The sequence below is a fragment of the Pseudomonas sp. R4-34-07 genome, assembly GCF_003852375.1.
Taxonomy (GTDB): domain Bacteria; phylum Pseudomonadota; class Gammaproteobacteria; order Pseudomonadales; family Pseudomonadaceae; genus Aquipseudomonas.
Window position 1 is genome coordinate 2,058,952 of record NZ_CP027760.1, and the last position, 15,609, is coordinate 2,074,560.

The following is a 15,609-nucleotide window of genomic DNA, read 5'->3' on the forward strand; positions in this document are numbered from 1 at the left end:
TTAGAGCGCTTGTCAAATAATAAAAATTTCAGATTTTAGAAACTCTATAAGCCGGTTGGAATCTTTTCCTGCGGTTTTGAGCCCTCCATCTCTTGTTATAACAAAGCTCGCAACAAAATCCCGAGTGGTTGATTTAAATGTCAATGCCGATATGTAGTAGGCTCTTCCGGCGATCAACTGCTCAACCGTTTCTTTGATGTTCAATCCGCCAGTTGCAGTGATTTTTGCAGAGGTACCCTCGCCAAGGTCTATCTGCGAGATACTTATTGAGGTGTTTTGGAAATTCGAAGCTAAGAAATTATTGGTATAAGTGAGTTTTCTAATGTCCAAAGAGATGGGTTCGATGGAAAAATTAAAACCACTAGCTTCGCCAAGTTTCATTATAAATGTGTTTAAGTTTCTTCCTGGATTGATGATTTCCAAAGTGTTACTGCTAAAAAATATCTTAAACTGTGTGTCCCTATATACGATTCTGCGGGTGGTTATGGTTTCGCCAAATGGATCTTTTTGGGATTCGTCATATTCAATTCTTTCGATATATCTTGCCTCGATTCTATCCTTGCGAAAACTTGAGATTTGAAAACCATCGGAAGAATATTGATTGAACTTTATCTTGTTGATTTTTGAGTTCAAAGTTTCGGCGTCTAAACTAGAGGAAAACTTGTACCATTTTATTCTGGTCATTGCTCGTCTTCCTTTTGGCTGCCATTGGTGTACGAGGTTTGCTCTGTCTTTAAGTTATGGATCACAATTTGAGCTGTCTGCTCAATTAGTGCAATATACTCTCGTTTTTCATCGTCTTTGAATGATCTAATGCTTTTTGTGTATTCAAGGCTGCTAAAGTTGTAATACCCTTTGATACTGAATTTAAAACCTTCCCCAGTTTCAGGTTTCTCAAATCCAGCAAAAAATTCTACTCGCTCTCTTTTTCCTGAAGTTTTATCGGACCTCCATACGATAGAGGCTATGTAGAATCCTCCGTTTTTGAGATCTTGGTATTGTTTAGAGCTGAGAAGGCTTTCTCCACGTAGTGCTGCGTTTTTTACTACGCCTAACATCTCATCCCGGGCTTCATCACTAATGTCCGCTTCCTCCTCGTCATCGCTAGGCAGATTGTTCTTTGTGTGGCTGGACTCAACTTTTATATTGGTAACATTGCTAAGTCTAAATCCGGGTAGTGATGTGATAAGTCGTGTGAAAAATTCAGTTTTTGCGAGATGTCCCGAAATGTCAATTAGCTCAATTTTTAAGATAGGAATGATTTCTTTCTTTTTTTCTTCTATCCTGTTTGTTAGTTTTTTTTGCTATAGATTCTCCTTTGCTGTTTGCTGGGAATCTCAAGATTGTATTTTTTGAATTAACCTCAAACTCAATGTCGGCTTCTTTTTTGATGCGTTGCATCAGTCTGCTTTTGGCGTAGTTCAAGTCGGAATATTCTATCTTTACGGTGATCTTGTTTCCGTCTTGAACTATCTTTACTTTCTCATCCTCCTCAGGACTCTCTTGGAACTCCTTGGCAATTTCCTTGATCTCTTCAATAGTCAGACTTCCATTAAGCGTTTCACTCTTGATTTTGTCACTTCTATTGTTTTGCTCACGCCTAGAGAGCAAAACATTCAGGTCGTAATAATCATGCGGGAGAAGTGAGATTTTTTCTGCAAGATCATCTCTATCTTCATTTGCAGAGTAGAAAATCCCTTTGTCTTTTGCGAGCTCTAAAAGAACGTGTTCAGTTAATCGTTGCTTGGCTGATTTTAGAACGTCAAAAATTTCTTTATCAGTAGCACAATAATAGAGTGGATTTTTTTTATCAGTCATCACGCATACCTATTTCGACCTCTGAAAATGTTTGGGTGGTAGTCGTCATTTGGGAGAATTCTATGCTGTTCAATATTTTTCCGATTTCTCCACCGCCGCAACGTTCCGCATATTCGTCGACAGCTAGCTTGAATTTAGCGTTTGCTGATTGATGGGGGTCAAGAATTTTTATTGTCACTTTGTTTCCGCTGACTAGAACCTGATAATGCATAAGGCAGTCGATCAGGTATAAAAACTCGGCTTGTTCAAAGCCTCGTTTCCTATAAAAGATTACAAAATCATTTTTGGGAGCGTCGGGAACCATAGAGTACTGCATGATGATCCAAGAAGAGGTAAGCATTTCAAGTGTGGCAGCTGGGGCCTTTTCAAGCTTAACGTTTTTTTTGTTTGATAGATGAGGGTAGAAAAATTTGCATTGATTGCGAGATGGTAAGTCTTCACTGCCTCGCATTCTAAGTATTTCATCCTTGACATTGTTAAGCCAGAATATATCCGCAGGGCTTAGTACGACGAGCTTAGAACCTTTGGGGATGTTGAGCTCTTCGCTTTTTATATTTTCAATTCTTTTGGAGAAATCCGCATCGAACTTCCCATCATGGTTGTAAATAAAAAGCAATCCGCAGATATTTTTTGCGACATGTTCGTGAGTGTATTCAGATTGCCACGGTTGGCTTTTTTCTGCACACTCCAAGCTGTTGGCCAAACTCTTTACGGCCACTTTAACTTTTTCAGTCGTAATTGTTTCTTTCTTGTAGCTTTTTAGGTCGCAGTTGATATAGGTTCGAGCTTGTGAATACGGCTCTTCGTACCAAAAAACAATATCGGTTGGGTGGGTCGAAACGCTATGTTTTTCAGGTTCTTCGCAAGTCCAGTTCCTATCGTGCGGGCCAACTCTGTTCCATAAAAACTCTCCGAATATACCTTTCGAGAGTATTTCCGCCATTTTTGCAATATTAGCTGTCTCAGCCATGTCATTCCTTGATTATTGATTTTAAAATATCACTGTACTGTCTCATTGCTATTGCGTCCATCGTAGTTAAGTCGATTCTAAAGCTCTAGGCAAGTCCGGAGGCGCACGCCTATGAAGTTTCAGGAGTGTGCCGCACGACGGTTCGGGAGGAGGCACTGGAGGCCTATCGGGAGGAGTCTGGAGGGCGCCAATTTTTATGGTGACGTTGTCGAAATCTCTACATTTAGGTACTGCCGGTTATTTCTAGGAACGGGTTATCCTCTGGTAGTTTCTCGAATAGGTAGTCGGGGCTTTGTAAGATATATCCTTGTATTTTCGAGGTTTTTCGTGGCCCCCTCACCGTACATACCCAGATATTCATACCGTTGCCACGCTTTCTATGAACCCTCAGTTTCTCAAACTGCTTCTGCACCCAACGCCATTCTTCGATCTCTTGGCAGGCGCCCAGAGAGATGCCGGGGAACTCCTGCGTATAGCGTTGAAAGAGACCAGGGGTGACCAGAAATACGTTCCCACCCACCGTGTGGATTTTGGCCTTGCTGTCATTGATGATCAGCCTGTGACTCCGGATGCCTTCTTTGACCCAATTCAGGAATGCCTGGCCAGGGTCATCCGACGAGGGATTTGAGATTTCGAGAATGTGTGCTGACGATTCGTCGCTGACCTCAGGCTCTTCCAGCTCGAACATATCCAACAGCGTGCCGAGAGAGTCAGCGTCTTCCATCGCCATGGGATTTGTCAGCGAAGAGCTTTGACGCGATCCATTACTGACAGTCTTAGGCGCTGGAGGTGATGCCGAAGCGTCAGACGGATGGTCATCGGTTACCACGCTCACTGTTCCGCTGAAAGTCTCAGGCCGGTCTTCGTTCCCCCAAATCAGTGCCGGTTGAAGGCGCAGAAAGGTGAAATGCTGCTGCCAATTTCCCTGTGCCACAAGCGCGGTCCAGATGGCTTTTCCTTCCGGCGTGGACTCAACCAATCCGTGCGACTGCAGCTCATCGAACACTGCGAGGTTGGACGAGGGAATGCCCTCAATCGATTGCGACAGTAGATAGGCTCGCAGCTTGTCCGTGACCGTCTTGTTGACGAGCCAGAGCGCGTCCTGGGTCAGCCATCCCGCGGCACCTGGCTGGTTGAGTTTCAGTTCGTGCTGAACCAGATGACGCAATCCGCTGATCAAGTGATGTTGCAGCGAATGAATCGGTGCTTGCAGCGCCTTGCTCGGGTTACCACCGATGTTCTGTGCGGTGGAAACGCGGTCGGCCTGCATCACCAACTCACCGAGCACGCCGGCACGTTCGTACTGGCCCGCCAGGACATACAGCAGATTGGCCCACAGAGGCGGAAATCCACTGAGCCAATCGAGAATTGGCCGGTCGATAATCTGGTTGTAGAGCAAGCCTGCGGCCGCGCCGTGCAAGTGGTAGTCGCGCCCCTTGAGATAGCGGAAACGATACGGCTGATCCAGGGAACCCTGCCAAGGATGCCAAACACGGCCATCCTGGCGTTCGACAAACAGGTCCACGGCAATCTTGCCGATGTCATGGAGCAACGCGCCATAGGCGATGCCAGCGGACCAAGCGTCAGTCTGGGCGGCCTGGTCTTCGGGCGCCGCACCAGTGGGAAGCAGATAGGATTGGCGCAGTTTCAAACTGCAGGCGACCAGTTCCAGTCCATGGTCGAGCATGCCGCCGAGATACGCATGGTGGTGCGTCTCGCTGGCCGGGAGTTGCTGGACCTGTTCGGCGTAGCGATGGATCGGATTTAAATAGAGCTGGATGAACTGCGCGTGGGAGAGGGCGGTGTACTGCCAGATGCGATCGAGCAGCTGGCGGCGGTGCTCCGCGGCTAACAAGTTGTGAGCCGACTCGATGGACAGGTAACCTTCGGCGACGTTGACGGTCGGTGGCAGAGGGGGCTTCTGCCTTTTGCGGCGAAACAGGCTGAGCATCGTGACCTCCGGAAAGTGGCTGGGTCAGTGGCCTTTTAGCCTTTTCGGATAGCGCTCTTACCCTTGAGTCCCCATTCCCTTCCAACCCTTACCCGTCCTTTTGGCTCGTGTCCCTTTGCATGGCAATCGGAATATGGATACGGCTAGGCATCGTTTTGTTGGGGCTAGTACGGCAAAGACAAGAGTCGGTACACTGCGGTGCATATTTTTTGGGTCTAGCCATGAACCTCACTGACGCCACGCTCGTGCTGCTGCTCGCGGCACGTATCCATGGGACCGACGAAGCCGTCCGGGCCTCGGCGAAGAGCGTGGTCAAGAAGTTACCGCGCAGTAAACGCGATCTGATCTACAAGGTGATCGATAGCCGGAGTCCGCTCGAGCTGGTGGATTTTCTGGCGCAGAACCTGGATGCGGAATGACAGGCTGCGGGTGTGTGCCCATCCCTGACTCTTTGCGTCAGTGCCGGCGGCAAAAGTTTTTTTCTGGGCGCAGAAAAAAGGGTCCAACTCGTGTTGGACCCTGTGAGGCGTTTGCAGCGGAGAGGTAACGATCAAGCTCCATCGTTCATGCAGAGTGAGTCGTCCAAGACCGCTCGCTTCAGTTGCTGCTCCAGGTTGAGTACATATTCCGAGGCGCTTCGGGCCTGACCACTGGCGCGAAAGATCGCGCGTTTGTCAGCCTTGAGCAGGCCGAGCCAGGAGTCGATATAGCCCTCGTGCCGCACCTCTCCCTGAATGCCGGCGTAAGCACATAAAAAAGCAGCGCCCATTTCGGCGATCAACTCCTCAAACGCGTAGCCTGGCGAGCCGAACGGACAGGATGAAGTCACCCCCTCGCGCTGCAACCGAGCGTGATGCCCGGTCCAGTGCGTCAGCTCGTGAAGTGCGGTGGCGTAGTACCCACCTTCATCGTGAAATTGCGCTTTTGTCGGTAGTTGGATGAGATCCCTGATCGGGTGGTAAAAGGCTTCGTCGGCAGATCGATGAACGATGTGTGCACCCGAACTTAACAGCAGATTCTCCGCGGCGCCGTTGGGCTGGAAGGGATCACTCTGTTCCGTCTCGATCAGGGTGTCATTGAGCATTTCGAGCCCTTCCGTTTGCTCGATGTTGAACAGAAAATGTGTCCTGAGAATGCCGAAGTGAGCGACCTTGGGCTGACCGTTTTCATCGAGTACGGGTTGGCCTGACTCGGTCTGTTCCTCGCGCTCCATCGGCTTGTAGAGTACCGCCAGGGCGCTGTGCTCACCCTTACGGATGTGCCCGCCGGCCTTTTTGGCTTGATTGAAGGTCAGCCAACGATCTTGAGTGAATCCCCGCAACCTGGCCTCGGCCCAGAGCAGCGGTAAATTGATGCCCGAATACGGACGTCGCGTGATGGCGTTGATGGGGTAGGGTTGATGATGACCGACGTCAGCGGAGCCACTTGAGGACCAGGGTTTGATCCAGGGAGCAACGCCTTGGACTAACGCGGTAACGATCTTGTCAGTTACGTCTTGGTAGATATCGCGCATGGCAATTTCCTCGAGAGAAAAACGGAGGAACGCCTTGCCCGTCGGGGGAGGGTTCCCCGGTTGGGTGATGGGTTGGATTGATGCAGGTCTTGCATGCCGTCCAAATGTGGAGGTGGGCGCCGCCAATTGCGCTTAGAGCAGGTGTTCTCCTGCAAGCGCTATCAACAAGGCGTCAGGCTGGTCCGGCTCTTGGAGCAGACTGAGGCTCAGTTGCAGCAGCGGGTCATGGTGTGGATGACCCGTTGGCGCGATGTGGGCTACCTCGAACAGCACATAGGGCTCGTGTGGATAGGCCAGGTGAGCCTCGAAAGCTGCGCGCAATACGTGGCTCAGCCGATCGACCTGCAGCCTCTCAGGACGACCTGAACGCTCGAGCAGTACTGCGCATTGCCACGCGCCAGCGTGAACACAATGGGCAACCGAAGGGTGTTCAGTGTTTCCGGTGTAAGTGAGTCGGGCATGGAATGTCTCCGTTGAAACGCGAAGAAACCTGTCCCGTGGGGGAAAGAATTTCCCCGCTGTGGGTTGAAGAAAAACAAGAAGGTTTGCCTGGCGAGCAGAGCTCGAAAGGCGCTCAGGAGAGCAGTAGGCGTTCATCACCGTAGAAACGGTCACCGTGCGAGCCACCGAACGCTAATCGCACTTGGGGAGAACCATCACCGAAGTGACGTAGCCTTGAAGGTTCTGGCTACCTGGGAAAATGCTGTCGATAACAGCGATCCGTACCCGGGTTTAGCCGAGCTGTTCGCGAATAGCAACGAGATAAACCAACGCTTTAGACGAACTGAGTCTACTGAAAGCCAGCCTTGTTTTTCGACCGGATTGACTGACAAACGGTTAGGCTTGGAGCGCTACCGGCAAGCTTCTAAAGGGCGTGATACTAGGGTGATGATGTTCAATGAAGTTGTATGAAAATGTGGTTATCGGAAATTTTCTCTACGGGCTGGGGTTCGCTCTTGGTTCACAGCTGAGATCCGGTCAGTTACCAAGTATGGTGAACTTGCTTCAACAAACGCCAGACGATAAACGATTGGGGGATTTGCTGATGGCATTCCCTGGCACAGTACGTTTGATCGAGTTTAAGACTGAGGCTAACAAGTCAAAAAAAGAGGCTGGTCGTCACCAGTTTCTATCTCGAATTTTTTCCGAAAAATTGGACGAATTGCCTGACCTGCCAGGTACTTCGCGGCGGGTGCATTGGTACATCGAAACGGCGCCTCTTCCCAGCGCTGCACTGTCGGCACGCATTGAGCCCTATCTCGATGCATTTGGCGAAGGCGCCAGGCAACGGCCTAAGTCAAGCGAGAGGTTCCAAAATTTTATCGAGGAGCTGGCTGCTGGCATTCTGCAACGCAGATCGGCTGAGATTACAAGGGCTGAGCGCGACTACATCGATCTGGTGCGGCTTGCTCAAGGGCCAGAGGAGACCGGAACAGGCGGATTGGTGCTGGTGGCCGGCAGCGGTGGAGGTCTGCATTTCGCCGCCTTACAGGATTTGATGGATTTGAACCTGTCCCACAAACAATGGATCGAGTACAGCCAGGAGCGATATCTTTCCCTTCAGAGAGAGATGAAGCAACCAGATCACGAGATGCCCGATCTAAAAGGTCCAACTTTAGGAAGATATTGATGGCCGGAACAAGTCAAGAGCAAGCGCACGATCGAAATTTTCAGGCCCTCTTTGGCGCGGCTCGCAAAGTTCTCGAAGCTGTAGAGATCGATGAGAGCAAGTCTCGACGGGCTACTGAGGCGTTGCGTGAGCTGCAGGATAGCGTCGAAAAGAAGCTGGTTCGACTGGAGGCGGGCGTCAAACAGAGCATCGAGAGTTCTGCACAGTCAACTGCGAATCAAGCCGCTGAGCTGTTGAGCAAGAGATTCACGGAGGCAGATGCTGCCGCTCAGCGGGCTGCTGAACTGTACAACATGGCAGCAAAGAAATTGAATAGCAGGCGTTGGCTCTACTTCCTGTCGGCGCAGGCTACGATCCTTACATTGGTAGTAGTGTCTCTCTATCTGTGGGTGCCGTCGTTAGACGAAATAAAAGCGCGTCGAGGCGAGGTGGCGAGGCTGGACGAATTACGCAGTCGGGTTGAGTGGTCGAAATGCAACGTTGGGAATGGTCAGACGCGCGATTGCATACGCACGGACGAATCGGAGCATGCGGACTTTTTCGAAGACCGCACAAAAAAGGGCAAGACCTATCGCATACCGAAAGGTTACTAGCCGTTTACGGGTCCTATTCTTGGCGGACTAGGATATGGGGGCTGTTTTCAACGCGCAGCCCATATCAACGCTCGCGGCGCCGTCTGAGCAAACTGATAAACGGTCAGATATCGACCGCTTTCAGTAGTAGGCTAATACTCTTGCCTCAACCATGAAAACGCTCAGAAGAGGGCGAGACCATGCCGACTCAGCAACCTGTTCAAAGTTTACGTGCCCACCGCTGGGCGTACGCCTGTGGTCTGTCGGTGAAGCGTGGTTATCGTAAGGTGAAAGCGTTTGAATCCCGCGTGGTTGAGAGTGCGGAGACGGCAGGAATGCCCGCAGGTAAATTACTTGTTCGCGGGAGTTTTCTAGTTATCAAGTTGGCAATAGCCGCCGGACTCCTTCTAGTTAGCTTATGGTTCACAGTGTCGGTGATGATCCTTATTGTCTTGTGTTGGGCCATCGCCAATGGAACGCCTATCAAACCTAAGGATGCTCTCCGGTACAAGGCATATGGCGACCCATATGGTGAGTATGAGTATGGCCGCGCACCCGGTCAGCCTGATTTAAAAGACCTGTAGTGGAGTTCTTCACCCCTTCCTTAAGGCTTTTCCAGCAGATATCAGAGCTCCAGCGCCCCTTGCACCGGCGTCCTGCGCTTGAGCTGCTCCTTTGCTAAGCATGCCGTCGGCAATTGAGCCAACGCTATATCCTGCCCAGCTCATTGCAGCCAAAAACAACATCGGAAGCACGACGAACATTGCCCCCATCACGTACTCGATCACCTGCGCGGTGACCGTCCCATCCATAAGTCCGGATGTGGGCAGCGACAACAGCACCTGATTTGAAGCCGAAACCTGGTTGTACAAGGTATCGAGCATACTGGAGTCGACCCAACGCGCCAGTTCCCACCAGAAGCTCAGCATGTGTAAGGTGAACAGCGCGAACGTCACGGTCATGACGGTCTTCAACTGGTAGGTACTGACCAACAGAATCAGCGGCAAGCTGATGATGACGCCCATGATCAGGAAAGCCTGCACCATCGGTAGGGCGGCGCGTAGCGCATTCATCGCCGGAAAGTTGCTGAAGGAGCCGAGGGCCAGCCCGGTGTTGGTAGCCAGGTTATTGAGACTCTGATTGATTGAGCCCCCGCGGGCGCTGGAGCCATAGTCCTGGTACACCTGTCCGGGCGACATGGACATCGTTTGCTGGCGCGGGCTGACCAGTTCGCGCAGGGTGGCATCTTCGATCTCGTTGCTCGAGCGGCCAGTCAACCAACCTTTCAGCTGAGTCAGCAGCGATGGATCGACCTGCTCGATCAAGCGCTCGCGCAACCCGACACCGCTGTCGCTCCACCACTGCTTGCAGGTGGGGTAGCCCGCACCATTTTCTAACCGCGGCAAGGATACATCGCGGTTGTCGTCATACGGCCAATTGACGCGCGGTGTGCGTGAACGATCCGTATCGTAGTAGCCGGGCGTATCGAGCAAATAGCTTGAGCCGATCCAGGAGGCGTCATGACTTTGTGCCTTGTCCAACTGCGGACGGTTGGTGAACAGCCGAGAACGGGAATAGCCGTAGCAGTCGCGGGTGAAATCGGCGACCTCTTGCAGCAGCACCTGGCTGTCGATGCGCGAGCTGTCGATCTCCATGCGCATTTGCCGGATATCCGGTGCGCAGGGGATGGAAGCGGTGGCCGCCGCGGTCACGCCTTTGCTCAAGGCATGCACCAGAAACCACCAGATCGGTACGTTGGCGGAGCGTTCGCCGATAGTATTGAAGGTCATCCCCCAGGCGGTTTCCGTCGGTTGGGCCACACTGACGCCGCAGCGCTGGCTTGCCGCATCATTGAACGCCATTGATGAGAGGCTCAACGGAAACACAGGCGCGCAACCGAACAAGACGACGATGTAGGCCAGCCACAAACGGTTCTCTATCCGTGGCACCGAGAGCAGCCCCTTGTTACCTTCGTCCGCGCCTTGCTGACGGGCCGACAACCATTCCTGGAGGATGATTGCACCAAAGGGCGCGGCGAACAGCCCGGTGTCGGACAGGACACTCCAGAGGCCGTTGTTGATGATCCAGGCCAGCAGAGAGAGGTAAAACTCCAGGTAGCTGTTGGTGCTCATAAGCATGGTGCTGACCTCACAGTCGGGTGAGTTCGACGCAGGTAAAGAGCACGAGCCCTATTGTCCCGATGCGTTTCAGGCGCAGTCGATCCTGTGGTCGATGTCGGTAGCGCCGAAGCAGGTCCCACCAGAGCGCAAAGAGGGCGGCGTAGAGCAGGGCGCGCCACCACCGCAGATAAGGTCGTGCGGATTCGAATGTCTGCTGCCAGACCTCGAAACTACCCAGCGCAGTGCGGCCAATCCAGGCGACCAGTGCGGCGGTCAGGATCATCGCCGCGGCAATCCCCAGACTCGAAAGCAAAGTGAATAGCGGTGAGCGTTTCATGGCTCACTTGCGCCTGGCGTCAGCATCATTGAGTCGACCGGGCTCGGGGTCGCCTTGCTCGACGGTGCGCGAAGCATCGGCACCACCGGCATGCCGATCGAGCACCAGGCTGGCGGTATTGGTCGTCAGCATCTGCCTGACCTGCAACTCGGTCTGCAGCAGGCGAATTTCGCGCTCCAGGGTTTCGATATTTTTCGTCAAGGCGGTTTGGGCTGGCTCGGCGGAGGCGATGTTCGGTTCGTGACTGCCTGCCAGCAGCGTGCGCAGTAGCAGCAGTGCTTTGTCGAGCACACTGGACAAGGCCGTCTCGCTGGCCAAGCGCCGTGTCAACAGATCCTGGTCGGGATCGTCGCGCAGGGCTTCAATCACGCCACGGGTCACCGGCAGCATTGGGCTGGAGGCTTTAGTCAGATTGTCAGAAGTAGGCGGCAGCGCGCCAGACAACAGCCCTTGCAGGGCCTTGAGGCGCTCGTTATAGGCCTCCTGGATCAGCGGCGTCAGTCCGCTGCCAGCGGTCGCACGCAGAGTTTCGCAGCTGTCGCAGGTCGCGACTTCGTTCTCGCCCAACACCCGAACGGCCCAGTCGGACTCCTCCTGGGGCGAAGCCCATGTCTGACAAATAGCCCCTCCCAGGCAATCACTGCTACTGATCGAGGCACTGTCATCCACCGACCGGTTATGCAGCAGGTTATAGCCTGCGCGGACCACGTCGGCGGTCACCCGAATGGGTGTCTGTCCGTTACCTCCGGCTTTCGAACCGCCGACCCAGGACACCCCATTGTTGCCGTTATGGGCCTCGGTGTTTTTCACCGCTGCCACCGCATCACCGCCGGTTTGCTCCAGATTGCCCTGCATCTCCTGGTTTTTGGCCAGCGCACCCCAACCGGCTTGACCGACCTTATCCGCCATCTTTTCGGCCATGGCCTGGCAGGTTAGCTTGGAGCGGTCGAAGTCGATCCGACCTTGCATCACCCCGTTACTGAGCAACTCATAGAGACCGGGGTTGGCGCGTTGGATGATCAACGCCGGCAGCGACATCACCGCTTGGGTCGCGTTCTGCACGATGCTGCCCATGATCTGCTGGAAACCTTCGGTGACGCCGTTCAGCTGGTTTTGCAGGGTGTTGGTGAGGCTCATGTTTCCGCACATCATGTTCGCTCGCCAGGAGCCGCCGACACCGAGACCACTGGGTCGGTAGAGCGAACTCGGTGAGCCGACTGCCGAGCCGCCACCAATGGTGTACATCACTCGGTCATCGAGCACTTCGCCTTGAGTGCCCAGGCGGTAATCGCCTTCGGCGGCGTGGGCATGCGTGGCCATGGCGAGCAGTCCACAGAGCAACAGACTTATCATGCCCAACCAGGATCGTACGAGAAACCGACTCATGAAGCACCTCCTTCGAAGTCAATGCTGAACAGGAAGGTCTGCCCCTCACGCTTGCAGCAGCTATAGGGGCGCCACAACGACCAGGCGTAGCCGCCATCCGTGCTCTGGACCGGATCGCTGGGGAAGATGGCGCACGTGGGCTGAACCTGGGGGTAGAGCAACTGCCATTTGTGGGTTGAGGCGTCGTTTTCGACGATCGGGCCAGGCGGCCAGTAGCCGTCGCGTGGTATGGGTGTGAGCGGTACATACACATGCGGCTGCCAGCTGCGGGTCATCACATCGCCGGCCCGTTGCGCCATGACCGCGGCAGCCTTGAAGTCGTCGGGCTGTACCAGAAAACCCTGCCGGGGATAAACGTTACCCCACATGTTTCCCGTGGCCTGACGTCCGATTTCACGGATCCCCGGCACGAGCGACTCGGGGTAGAAACTTTCCGGGATGCCATGGCGCCAGGCCAGTGAGTCCAGGGTACTCAGGTAGTAAGGCATGAGTGCAGTTGCACCGCTGGCGCAGGCATAGCCGGATTGCGAAGCCAGTTGCGTTGCGATCCAGCCACCGGGGTGGCCGATCCCGTCGACGTTCTTAAAGCGGGGCAGGTTGTCGCGGTGGGTGTTCGGGGTGATCAGGTTGCCGCCACCTTCCGCACCGCTGATGGGAGATGAGAGGGCAGCCATCTCGGCCCAGGGATTGTTGCCGGTGGTGGTATAGCTCGAAACCACCAGTTCAGGAATGAAATGACGAACCTTGGTTGAGGTTTTGACCTTGCAGCCGAAGGGTGTGCAGAGGAGCCAGAAACAAATGCCTACGACCTTGTATGCGAGGCAATTTGGCGAAAGCACAGAGGCGGTGATGCTGCCGGTATCCAGCGCCATGCTTGGGCCGCACGCCAGCAGGACGCCCAGCGCCAAGGGCCGTAGCTTTGTGGGCGTGATTGACGAGCAGGCAACAGGCATGATCCAGGCTCTCAGTGTATGGCCTGGGCAGGTTCGGTTAGGAACCGAAGACTGTCAGTGGAAATTATGAAGGCGGATGTATCGGGTTTGTGAGACGTGAGACTATTATTTGACGTGAAGGGAGCTGCGCAGGATATCGGGTTCCACAAGTAACTGATCTGCGGTAATTTCGAAAATATTGGCGAGTTTGCACAGGACCAACAGCGACGGATTGCCCGTGCATCGTTCGATTTGACTGACGTAGGTGCGATCCACCTCGGCCATGAGCGCGAGCTGCTCTTGGGTAAGGTTTTTTACGCGTCGCATCCAGCGGATGTTTTCCGCCAGCTGCAGACGAAGCTGTTCGTAGTCTTGAGTCATGCGCGCAAATTGCGCCTTGAGGGACTCTCAATCCACGGGATATAGTCTACATTGGTATTGATCTAGGCCATTTGAGGCTTATGCCTGTTATCGAGCGTTCATTTGGTGTCGTTAAGATTTCGAGGCTGGGTCCAGCGTCTAACAATAAAATCAGACATCTAGGGTGTGTATGGACGAAAACTACATTTCAATTCCCGCGGCGGATGGTTGCCCAAGTCTTCTGACACCTTGGGGTAGCGAATTTTCGCCGATGATCGAGCTTGGTGTGCAATGTGCCCAGGCTTGGCTTGAGGCAACGACCGATACTCCTTTGTGGTGGGAACTGGTTCAAACCCGCAAGACCTTTCCTGTCGGTGACTGCCAAGATGCTTTTGAAGCAGGATTCTTGTTGAGGATTCAGCAGCGGCTTCAGCGCGGTACACGGATACCTGTATCGACTTGACCACCCGTTTGCATTTAGCCTGGCCTATCGCATTGGCACAGTCCAGCAGGTTGCGGTCCTAAATTACTTTTGGTTTTTAGGTGCGGCGTTTTGTCCCGATGTTTGCTCTGCGACTCGCGCTGCCCTCGACGAAAGCGAGCGGGCATCAGGTTGCGCAAGGAGTCCAGATATGTGGCAGCAACCCACCGATCTCTCTCATTCTCCGCGTCGGTAACAGCACCAGCATATCTTCAAGAGGGCACATCACTATGGCAAACAAACTCGATCTGCATCACGAAATGAAAAAGATGCTACGCGTAAAGACTGCCATTCTACGTCGCTCACCAGGTGATTCCCTCGCAGACATCGTCGCTTCTGATCGTGAAGCGTTCTCGGGCATTCGTGTGTTGTTCGCGAGCGATGAGGGAGGGGTTCCATTGCAAGCTTTGGGCCGGTCAGATAATCCAAATGTGCCCGTGGTTCCTCTATTTGCTGGAAAGGGCATTTTTGCGTTTTCCGATGCAATCGAGAGGCAGATGAGGAGCGGTAGTGCGCCTTTGGAGTTTCCCTTTTTCTCACTACTCGATACAAACTTTCTTACTGAGTTACCTGGTTTTTTTCGTCATGAAGATTCGAGTCACCGCGAAAAGGTGCGGGCGACCTTGCAGTTCATTGAAGATCAAGGCGGGCGTGGTTTTGATTGGATGTTTGCGGCACTGGAAAACCTACGTGAGGTTGTAAAACCTAATAACCCTTGGCCGTACCAGAAAGTTGCGGCGGCAAAGATGTTTGATGCCATGATGCATATCCCCGAAGTTAGGGGAAGGGAAGGGTGCTGAACGGGCATGCCGAACAGATTCAGGACTACATACCGGCAGCTGAGGAAATGTGGGATGCATTCTTGACCAATCGGGAGGTATGGGCCTGTATCCAGCGGCGAGATATGATGCAGTCGATAATTTTACGCGCGATGCTAGAGTGCTGGAGTGGCCAAAGCGTAGATGATGGTATTCGCTGCTTGGTGGATTTTTGTCTTGATAATTTTGACGTCATACCCCTAAAGGAACTTTACTTCGGATGGAAGGCCCTGAGCGGATTCGCTGATAAGCAGAATAGAATGCCTATCTTTGACGAGCCAGCATTGCGGAACCCGAACGGAGATTCGAATAATAGGATTTCCGCGCTTGCGTGGGACCTTTATATGTTTCGACATTGCGAAACGCTTATGACAGAAAAGAAGGGTAATCAATTCATGATTCCTGTTGTAACTACGCTTGATGATGGTTTGTTAAAAGCCATTAAGAGCTGTCCACTGAGGGCGCTTTTGATTCATGATGAGGCTCGAAAAGTAGAAGCTATATTTGATGATGAGATGGAATTTTCCACTTGTCTAGATCGCGCGCTTTCGGATAAAACAAAGGTGCGAATAAATGACCCAGTACGTATGGCCAGACCGAAGCGTATTTCGAAGCATGATTTGAGTTATCTGATAAACAGCTTGGAATCAGAAGTGAAGAAGGCTGCTAAAGCAAGGTCACAACCAGGGTCGCATCATTAATCATAGAAAGTGGTGTTGCA

Annotated in this window: 18 protein-coding genes and 1 pseudogene; 7 read left to right on the top strand and 12 right to left on the bottom strand. The window is 52.9% G+C overall.

Going from position 1 to position 15,609, the window contains the following annotated elements; genetic code table 11:
* Window positions 1-12 precede the first annotated feature (12 nt).
* The 5 genes from C4J85_RS09485 to mobH all read right to left on the bottom strand — a co-directional run bounded on the left by C4J85_RS09485 (window position 13) and on the right by mobH (window position 4,739).
* Window positions 13-684 (bottom strand): hypothetical protein, encoded by a 672-nt coding sequence (locus C4J85_RS09485; protein WP_124403688.1) that lies wholly within the window; start codon window positions 682-684, stop codon window positions 13-15.
* A complete protein-coding gene (locus tag C4J85_RS09490; RefSeq protein ID WP_124403689.1) occupies window positions 681-1,058 on the bottom strand; it encodes a hypothetical protein in 378 nt (125 codons plus the stop codon). The genes C4J85_RS09485 and C4J85_RS09490 overlap by 4 nt, the downstream gene beginning before the upstream one ends.
* A 181-nt stretch (window positions 1,059-1,239) precedes the next feature.
* A complete protein-coding gene (locus tag C4J85_RS09495; protein WP_124409517.1) occupies window positions 1,240-1,818 on the bottom strand; it encodes a hypothetical protein in 579 nt (192 codons plus the stop codon).
* Complete coding sequence (locus C4J85_RS09500; protein ID WP_124362159.1) at window positions 1,811-2,788, bottom strand: hypothetical protein; 978 nt, start codon at window positions 2,786-2,788, stop codon at window positions 1,811-1,813. Before C4J85_RS09500 ends, C4J85_RS09495 begins: the two co-directional genes overlap by 8 nt.
* A gap of 223 nt (window positions 2,789-3,011) precedes the next feature.
* Window positions 3,012-4,739 (bottom strand): MobH family relaxase, encoded by a 1,728-nt coding sequence (gene mobH, locus C4J85_RS09505; RefSeq protein ID WP_124403691.1) that lies wholly within the window; start codon window positions 4,737-4,739, stop codon window positions 3,012-3,014.
* A gap of 221 nt (window positions 4,740-4,960) precedes the next feature.
* Here mobH and C4J85_RS09510 point away from each other — a divergent pair, with 221 nt between their 5' ends.
* Window positions 4,961-5,158 carry a hypothetical protein gene (locus C4J85_RS09510; protein WP_007901093.1) on the top strand — a complete coding sequence of 66 codons (198 nt, stop codon included), beginning with the start codon at window positions 4,961-4,963 and terminating at the stop codon, window positions 5,156-5,158.
* A 131-nt stretch (window positions 5,159-5,289) separates the two neighbouring features.
* Here the strand turns inward: C4J85_RS09510 and C4J85_RS09515 are convergent, their stop codons facing one another.
* Window positions 5,290-6,252 (bottom strand): ArdC family protein, encoded by a 963-nt coding sequence (locus tag C4J85_RS09515; protein WP_124403692.1) that lies wholly within the window; start codon window positions 6,250-6,252, stop codon window positions 5,290-5,292.
* 132 nt (window positions 6,253-6,384) lie between these two features.
* A pseudogene (locus C4J85_RS09520) lies at window positions 6,385-6,713 on the bottom strand (hypothetical protein).
* A 437-nt stretch (window positions 6,714-7,150) separates the two neighbouring features.
* On the opposite strand from C4J85_RS09520, the gene C4J85_RS09525 reads away from it, so the two are divergent.
* From C4J85_RS09525 to C4J85_RS09535, 3 genes are all read left to right on the top strand, one after another.
* Entirely contained in the window at window positions 7,151-7,882 is a 732-nt protein-coding gene (locus tag C4J85_RS09525; RefSeq protein ID WP_011334428.1) for a hypothetical protein, read from the top strand.
* Complete coding sequence (locus C4J85_RS09530) at window positions 7,882-8,475, top strand: hypothetical protein (RefSeq protein WP_124403693.1); 594 nt, start codon at window positions 7,882-7,884, stop codon at window positions 8,473-8,475. Before C4J85_RS09525 ends, C4J85_RS09530 begins: the two co-directional genes overlap by 1 nt.
* A 179-nt stretch (window positions 8,476-8,654) precedes the next feature.
* Window positions 8,655-9,038 carry a DUF3742 family protein gene (locus tag C4J85_RS09535; RefSeq protein ID WP_124403694.1) on the top strand — a complete coding sequence of 128 codons (384 nt, stop codon included), beginning with the start codon at window positions 8,655-8,657 and terminating at the stop codon, window positions 9,036-9,038.
* Between the two features lie 9 nt (window positions 9,039-9,047).
* On the opposite strand, the gene C4J85_RS09540 is transcribed toward C4J85_RS09535, so the two are convergent.
* From C4J85_RS09540 to C4J85_RS09560, 5 genes are all read right to left on the bottom strand, one after another.
* Window positions 9,048-10,592, bottom strand: coding sequence for a conjugal transfer protein TraG N-terminal domain-containing protein (locus tag C4J85_RS09540; RefSeq protein ID WP_124403695.1), 1,545 nt, complete (start codon window positions 10,590-10,592; stop codon window positions 9,048-9,050).
* 10 nt (window positions 10,593-10,602) lie between these two features.
* Window positions 10,603-10,911, bottom strand: a complete 309-nt coding sequence (locus tag C4J85_RS09545) for a hypothetical protein (RefSeq protein WP_124403696.1) — start codon at window positions 10,909-10,911, stop codon at window positions 10,603-10,605.
* 3 nt (window positions 10,912-10,914) lie between these two features.
* The gene (locus C4J85_RS09550) at window positions 10,915-12,297 is read right to left on the bottom strand and encodes an integrating conjugative element protein (protein ID WP_124403697.1); all 1,383 of its coding nucleotides are present in this window, start codon (window positions 12,295-12,297) and stop codon (window positions 10,915-10,917) included.
* Complete coding sequence (locus C4J85_RS09555) at window positions 12,294-13,250, bottom strand: TIGR03756 family integrating conjugative element protein (protein ID WP_124403698.1); 957 nt, start codon at window positions 13,248-13,250, stop codon at window positions 12,294-12,296. Before C4J85_RS09555 ends, C4J85_RS09550 begins: the two co-directional genes overlap by 4 nt.
* A gap of 105 nt (window positions 13,251-13,355) precedes the next feature.
* Entirely contained in the window at window positions 13,356-13,610 is a 255-nt protein-coding gene (locus C4J85_RS09560; protein ID WP_093432220.1) for a helix-turn-helix domain-containing protein, read from the bottom strand.
* Between the two features lie 169 nt (window positions 13,611-13,779).
* Between C4J85_RS09560 and C4J85_RS09565 the strand changes: the two genes are divergently transcribed.
* From C4J85_RS09565 to C4J85_RS09575, 3 genes are all read left to right on the top strand, one after another.
* On the top strand, window positions 13,780-14,052 hold the full coding sequence (locus C4J85_RS09565) for a LasR-specific antiactivator QslA (protein WP_124403699.1): 273 nt from the start codon (window positions 13,780-13,782) through the stop codon (window positions 14,050-14,052).
* A gap of 248 nt (window positions 14,053-14,300) precedes the next feature.
* Complete coding sequence (locus C4J85_RS09570) at window positions 14,301-14,870, top strand: hypothetical protein (RefSeq protein ID WP_124403700.1); 570 nt, start codon at window positions 14,301-14,303, stop codon at window positions 14,868-14,870.
* A complete protein-coding gene (locus tag C4J85_RS09575) occupies window positions 14,864-15,589 on the top strand; it encodes a hypothetical protein (protein WP_124403701.1) in 726 nt (241 codons plus the stop codon). The genes C4J85_RS09570 and C4J85_RS09575 overlap by 7 nt, the downstream gene beginning before the upstream one ends.
* Window positions 15,590-15,609: the final 20 nt, after the last annotated feature.

Bases quoted from the DNA above. Each gene is read 5' to 3' on its own strand.
- C4J85_RS09555 (WP_124403698.1), bottom strand. From the start codon at position 13,250: ATGCCTGTTGCCTGCTCGTCAATCACGCCCACAAAGCTACGGCCCTTG.
- C4J85_RS09560 (WP_093432220.1), bottom strand. From the start codon at position 13,610: ATGACTCAAGACTACGAACAGCTTCGTCTGCAGCTGGCGGAAAACATC.
- C4J85_RS09500 (WP_124362159.1), bottom strand. From the start codon at position 2,788: ATGGCTGAGACAGCTAATATTGCAAAAATGGCGGAAATACTCTCGAAA.
- C4J85_RS09550 (WP_124403697.1), bottom strand. From the start codon at position 12,297: ATGAGTCGGTTTCTCGTACGATCCTGGTTGGGCATGATAAGTCTGTTG.
- C4J85_RS09515 (WP_124403692.1), bottom strand. From the start codon at position 6,252: ATGCGCGATATCTACCAAGACGTAACTGACAAGATCGTTACCGCGTTA.
- C4J85_RS09495 (WP_124409517.1), bottom strand. From the start codon at position 1,818: ATGACTGATAAAAAAAATCCACTCTATTATTGTGCTACTGATAAAGAA.
- C4J85_RS09490 (WP_124403689.1), bottom strand. From the start codon at position 1,058: ATGTTAGGCGTAGTAAAAAACGCAGCACTACGTGGAGAAAGCCTTCTC.
- C4J85_RS09570 (WP_124403700.1), top strand. From the start codon at position 14,301: ATGGCAAACAAACTCGATCTGCATCACGAAATGAAAAAGATGCTACGC.
- C4J85_RS09545 (WP_124403696.1), bottom strand. From the start codon at position 10,911: ATGAAACGCTCACCGCTATTCACTTTGCTTTCGAGTCTGGGGATTGCC.
- C4J85_RS09565 (WP_124403699.1), top strand. From the start codon at position 13,780: ATGGACGAAAACTACATTTCAATTCCCGCGGCGGATGGTTGCCCAAGT.
- C4J85_RS09530 (WP_124403693.1), top strand. From the start codon at position 7,882: ATGGCCGGAACAAGTCAAGAGCAAGCGCACGATCGAAATTTTCAGGCC.
- C4J85_RS09485 (WP_124403688.1), bottom strand. From the start codon at position 684: ATGACCAGAATAAAATGGTACAAGTTTTCCTCTAGTTTAGACGCCGAA.
- mobH (WP_124403691.1), bottom strand. From the start codon at position 4,739: ATGCTCAGCCTGTTTCGCCGCAAAAGGCAGAAGCCCCCTCTGCCACCG.
- C4J85_RS09540 (WP_124403695.1), bottom strand. From the start codon at position 10,592: ATGCTTATGAGCACCAACAGCTACCTGGAGTTTTACCTCTCTCTGCTG.
- C4J85_RS09525 (WP_011334428.1), top strand. From the start codon at position 7,151: ATGAAGTTGTATGAAAATGTGGTTATCGGAAATTTTCTCTACGGGCTG.
- C4J85_RS09510 (WP_007901093.1), top strand. From the start codon at position 4,961: ATGAACCTCACTGACGCCACGCTCGTGCTGCTGCTCGCGGCACGTATC.
- C4J85_RS09535 (WP_124403694.1), top strand. From the start codon at position 8,655: ATGCCGACTCAGCAACCTGTTCAAAGTTTACGTGCCCACCGCTGGGCG.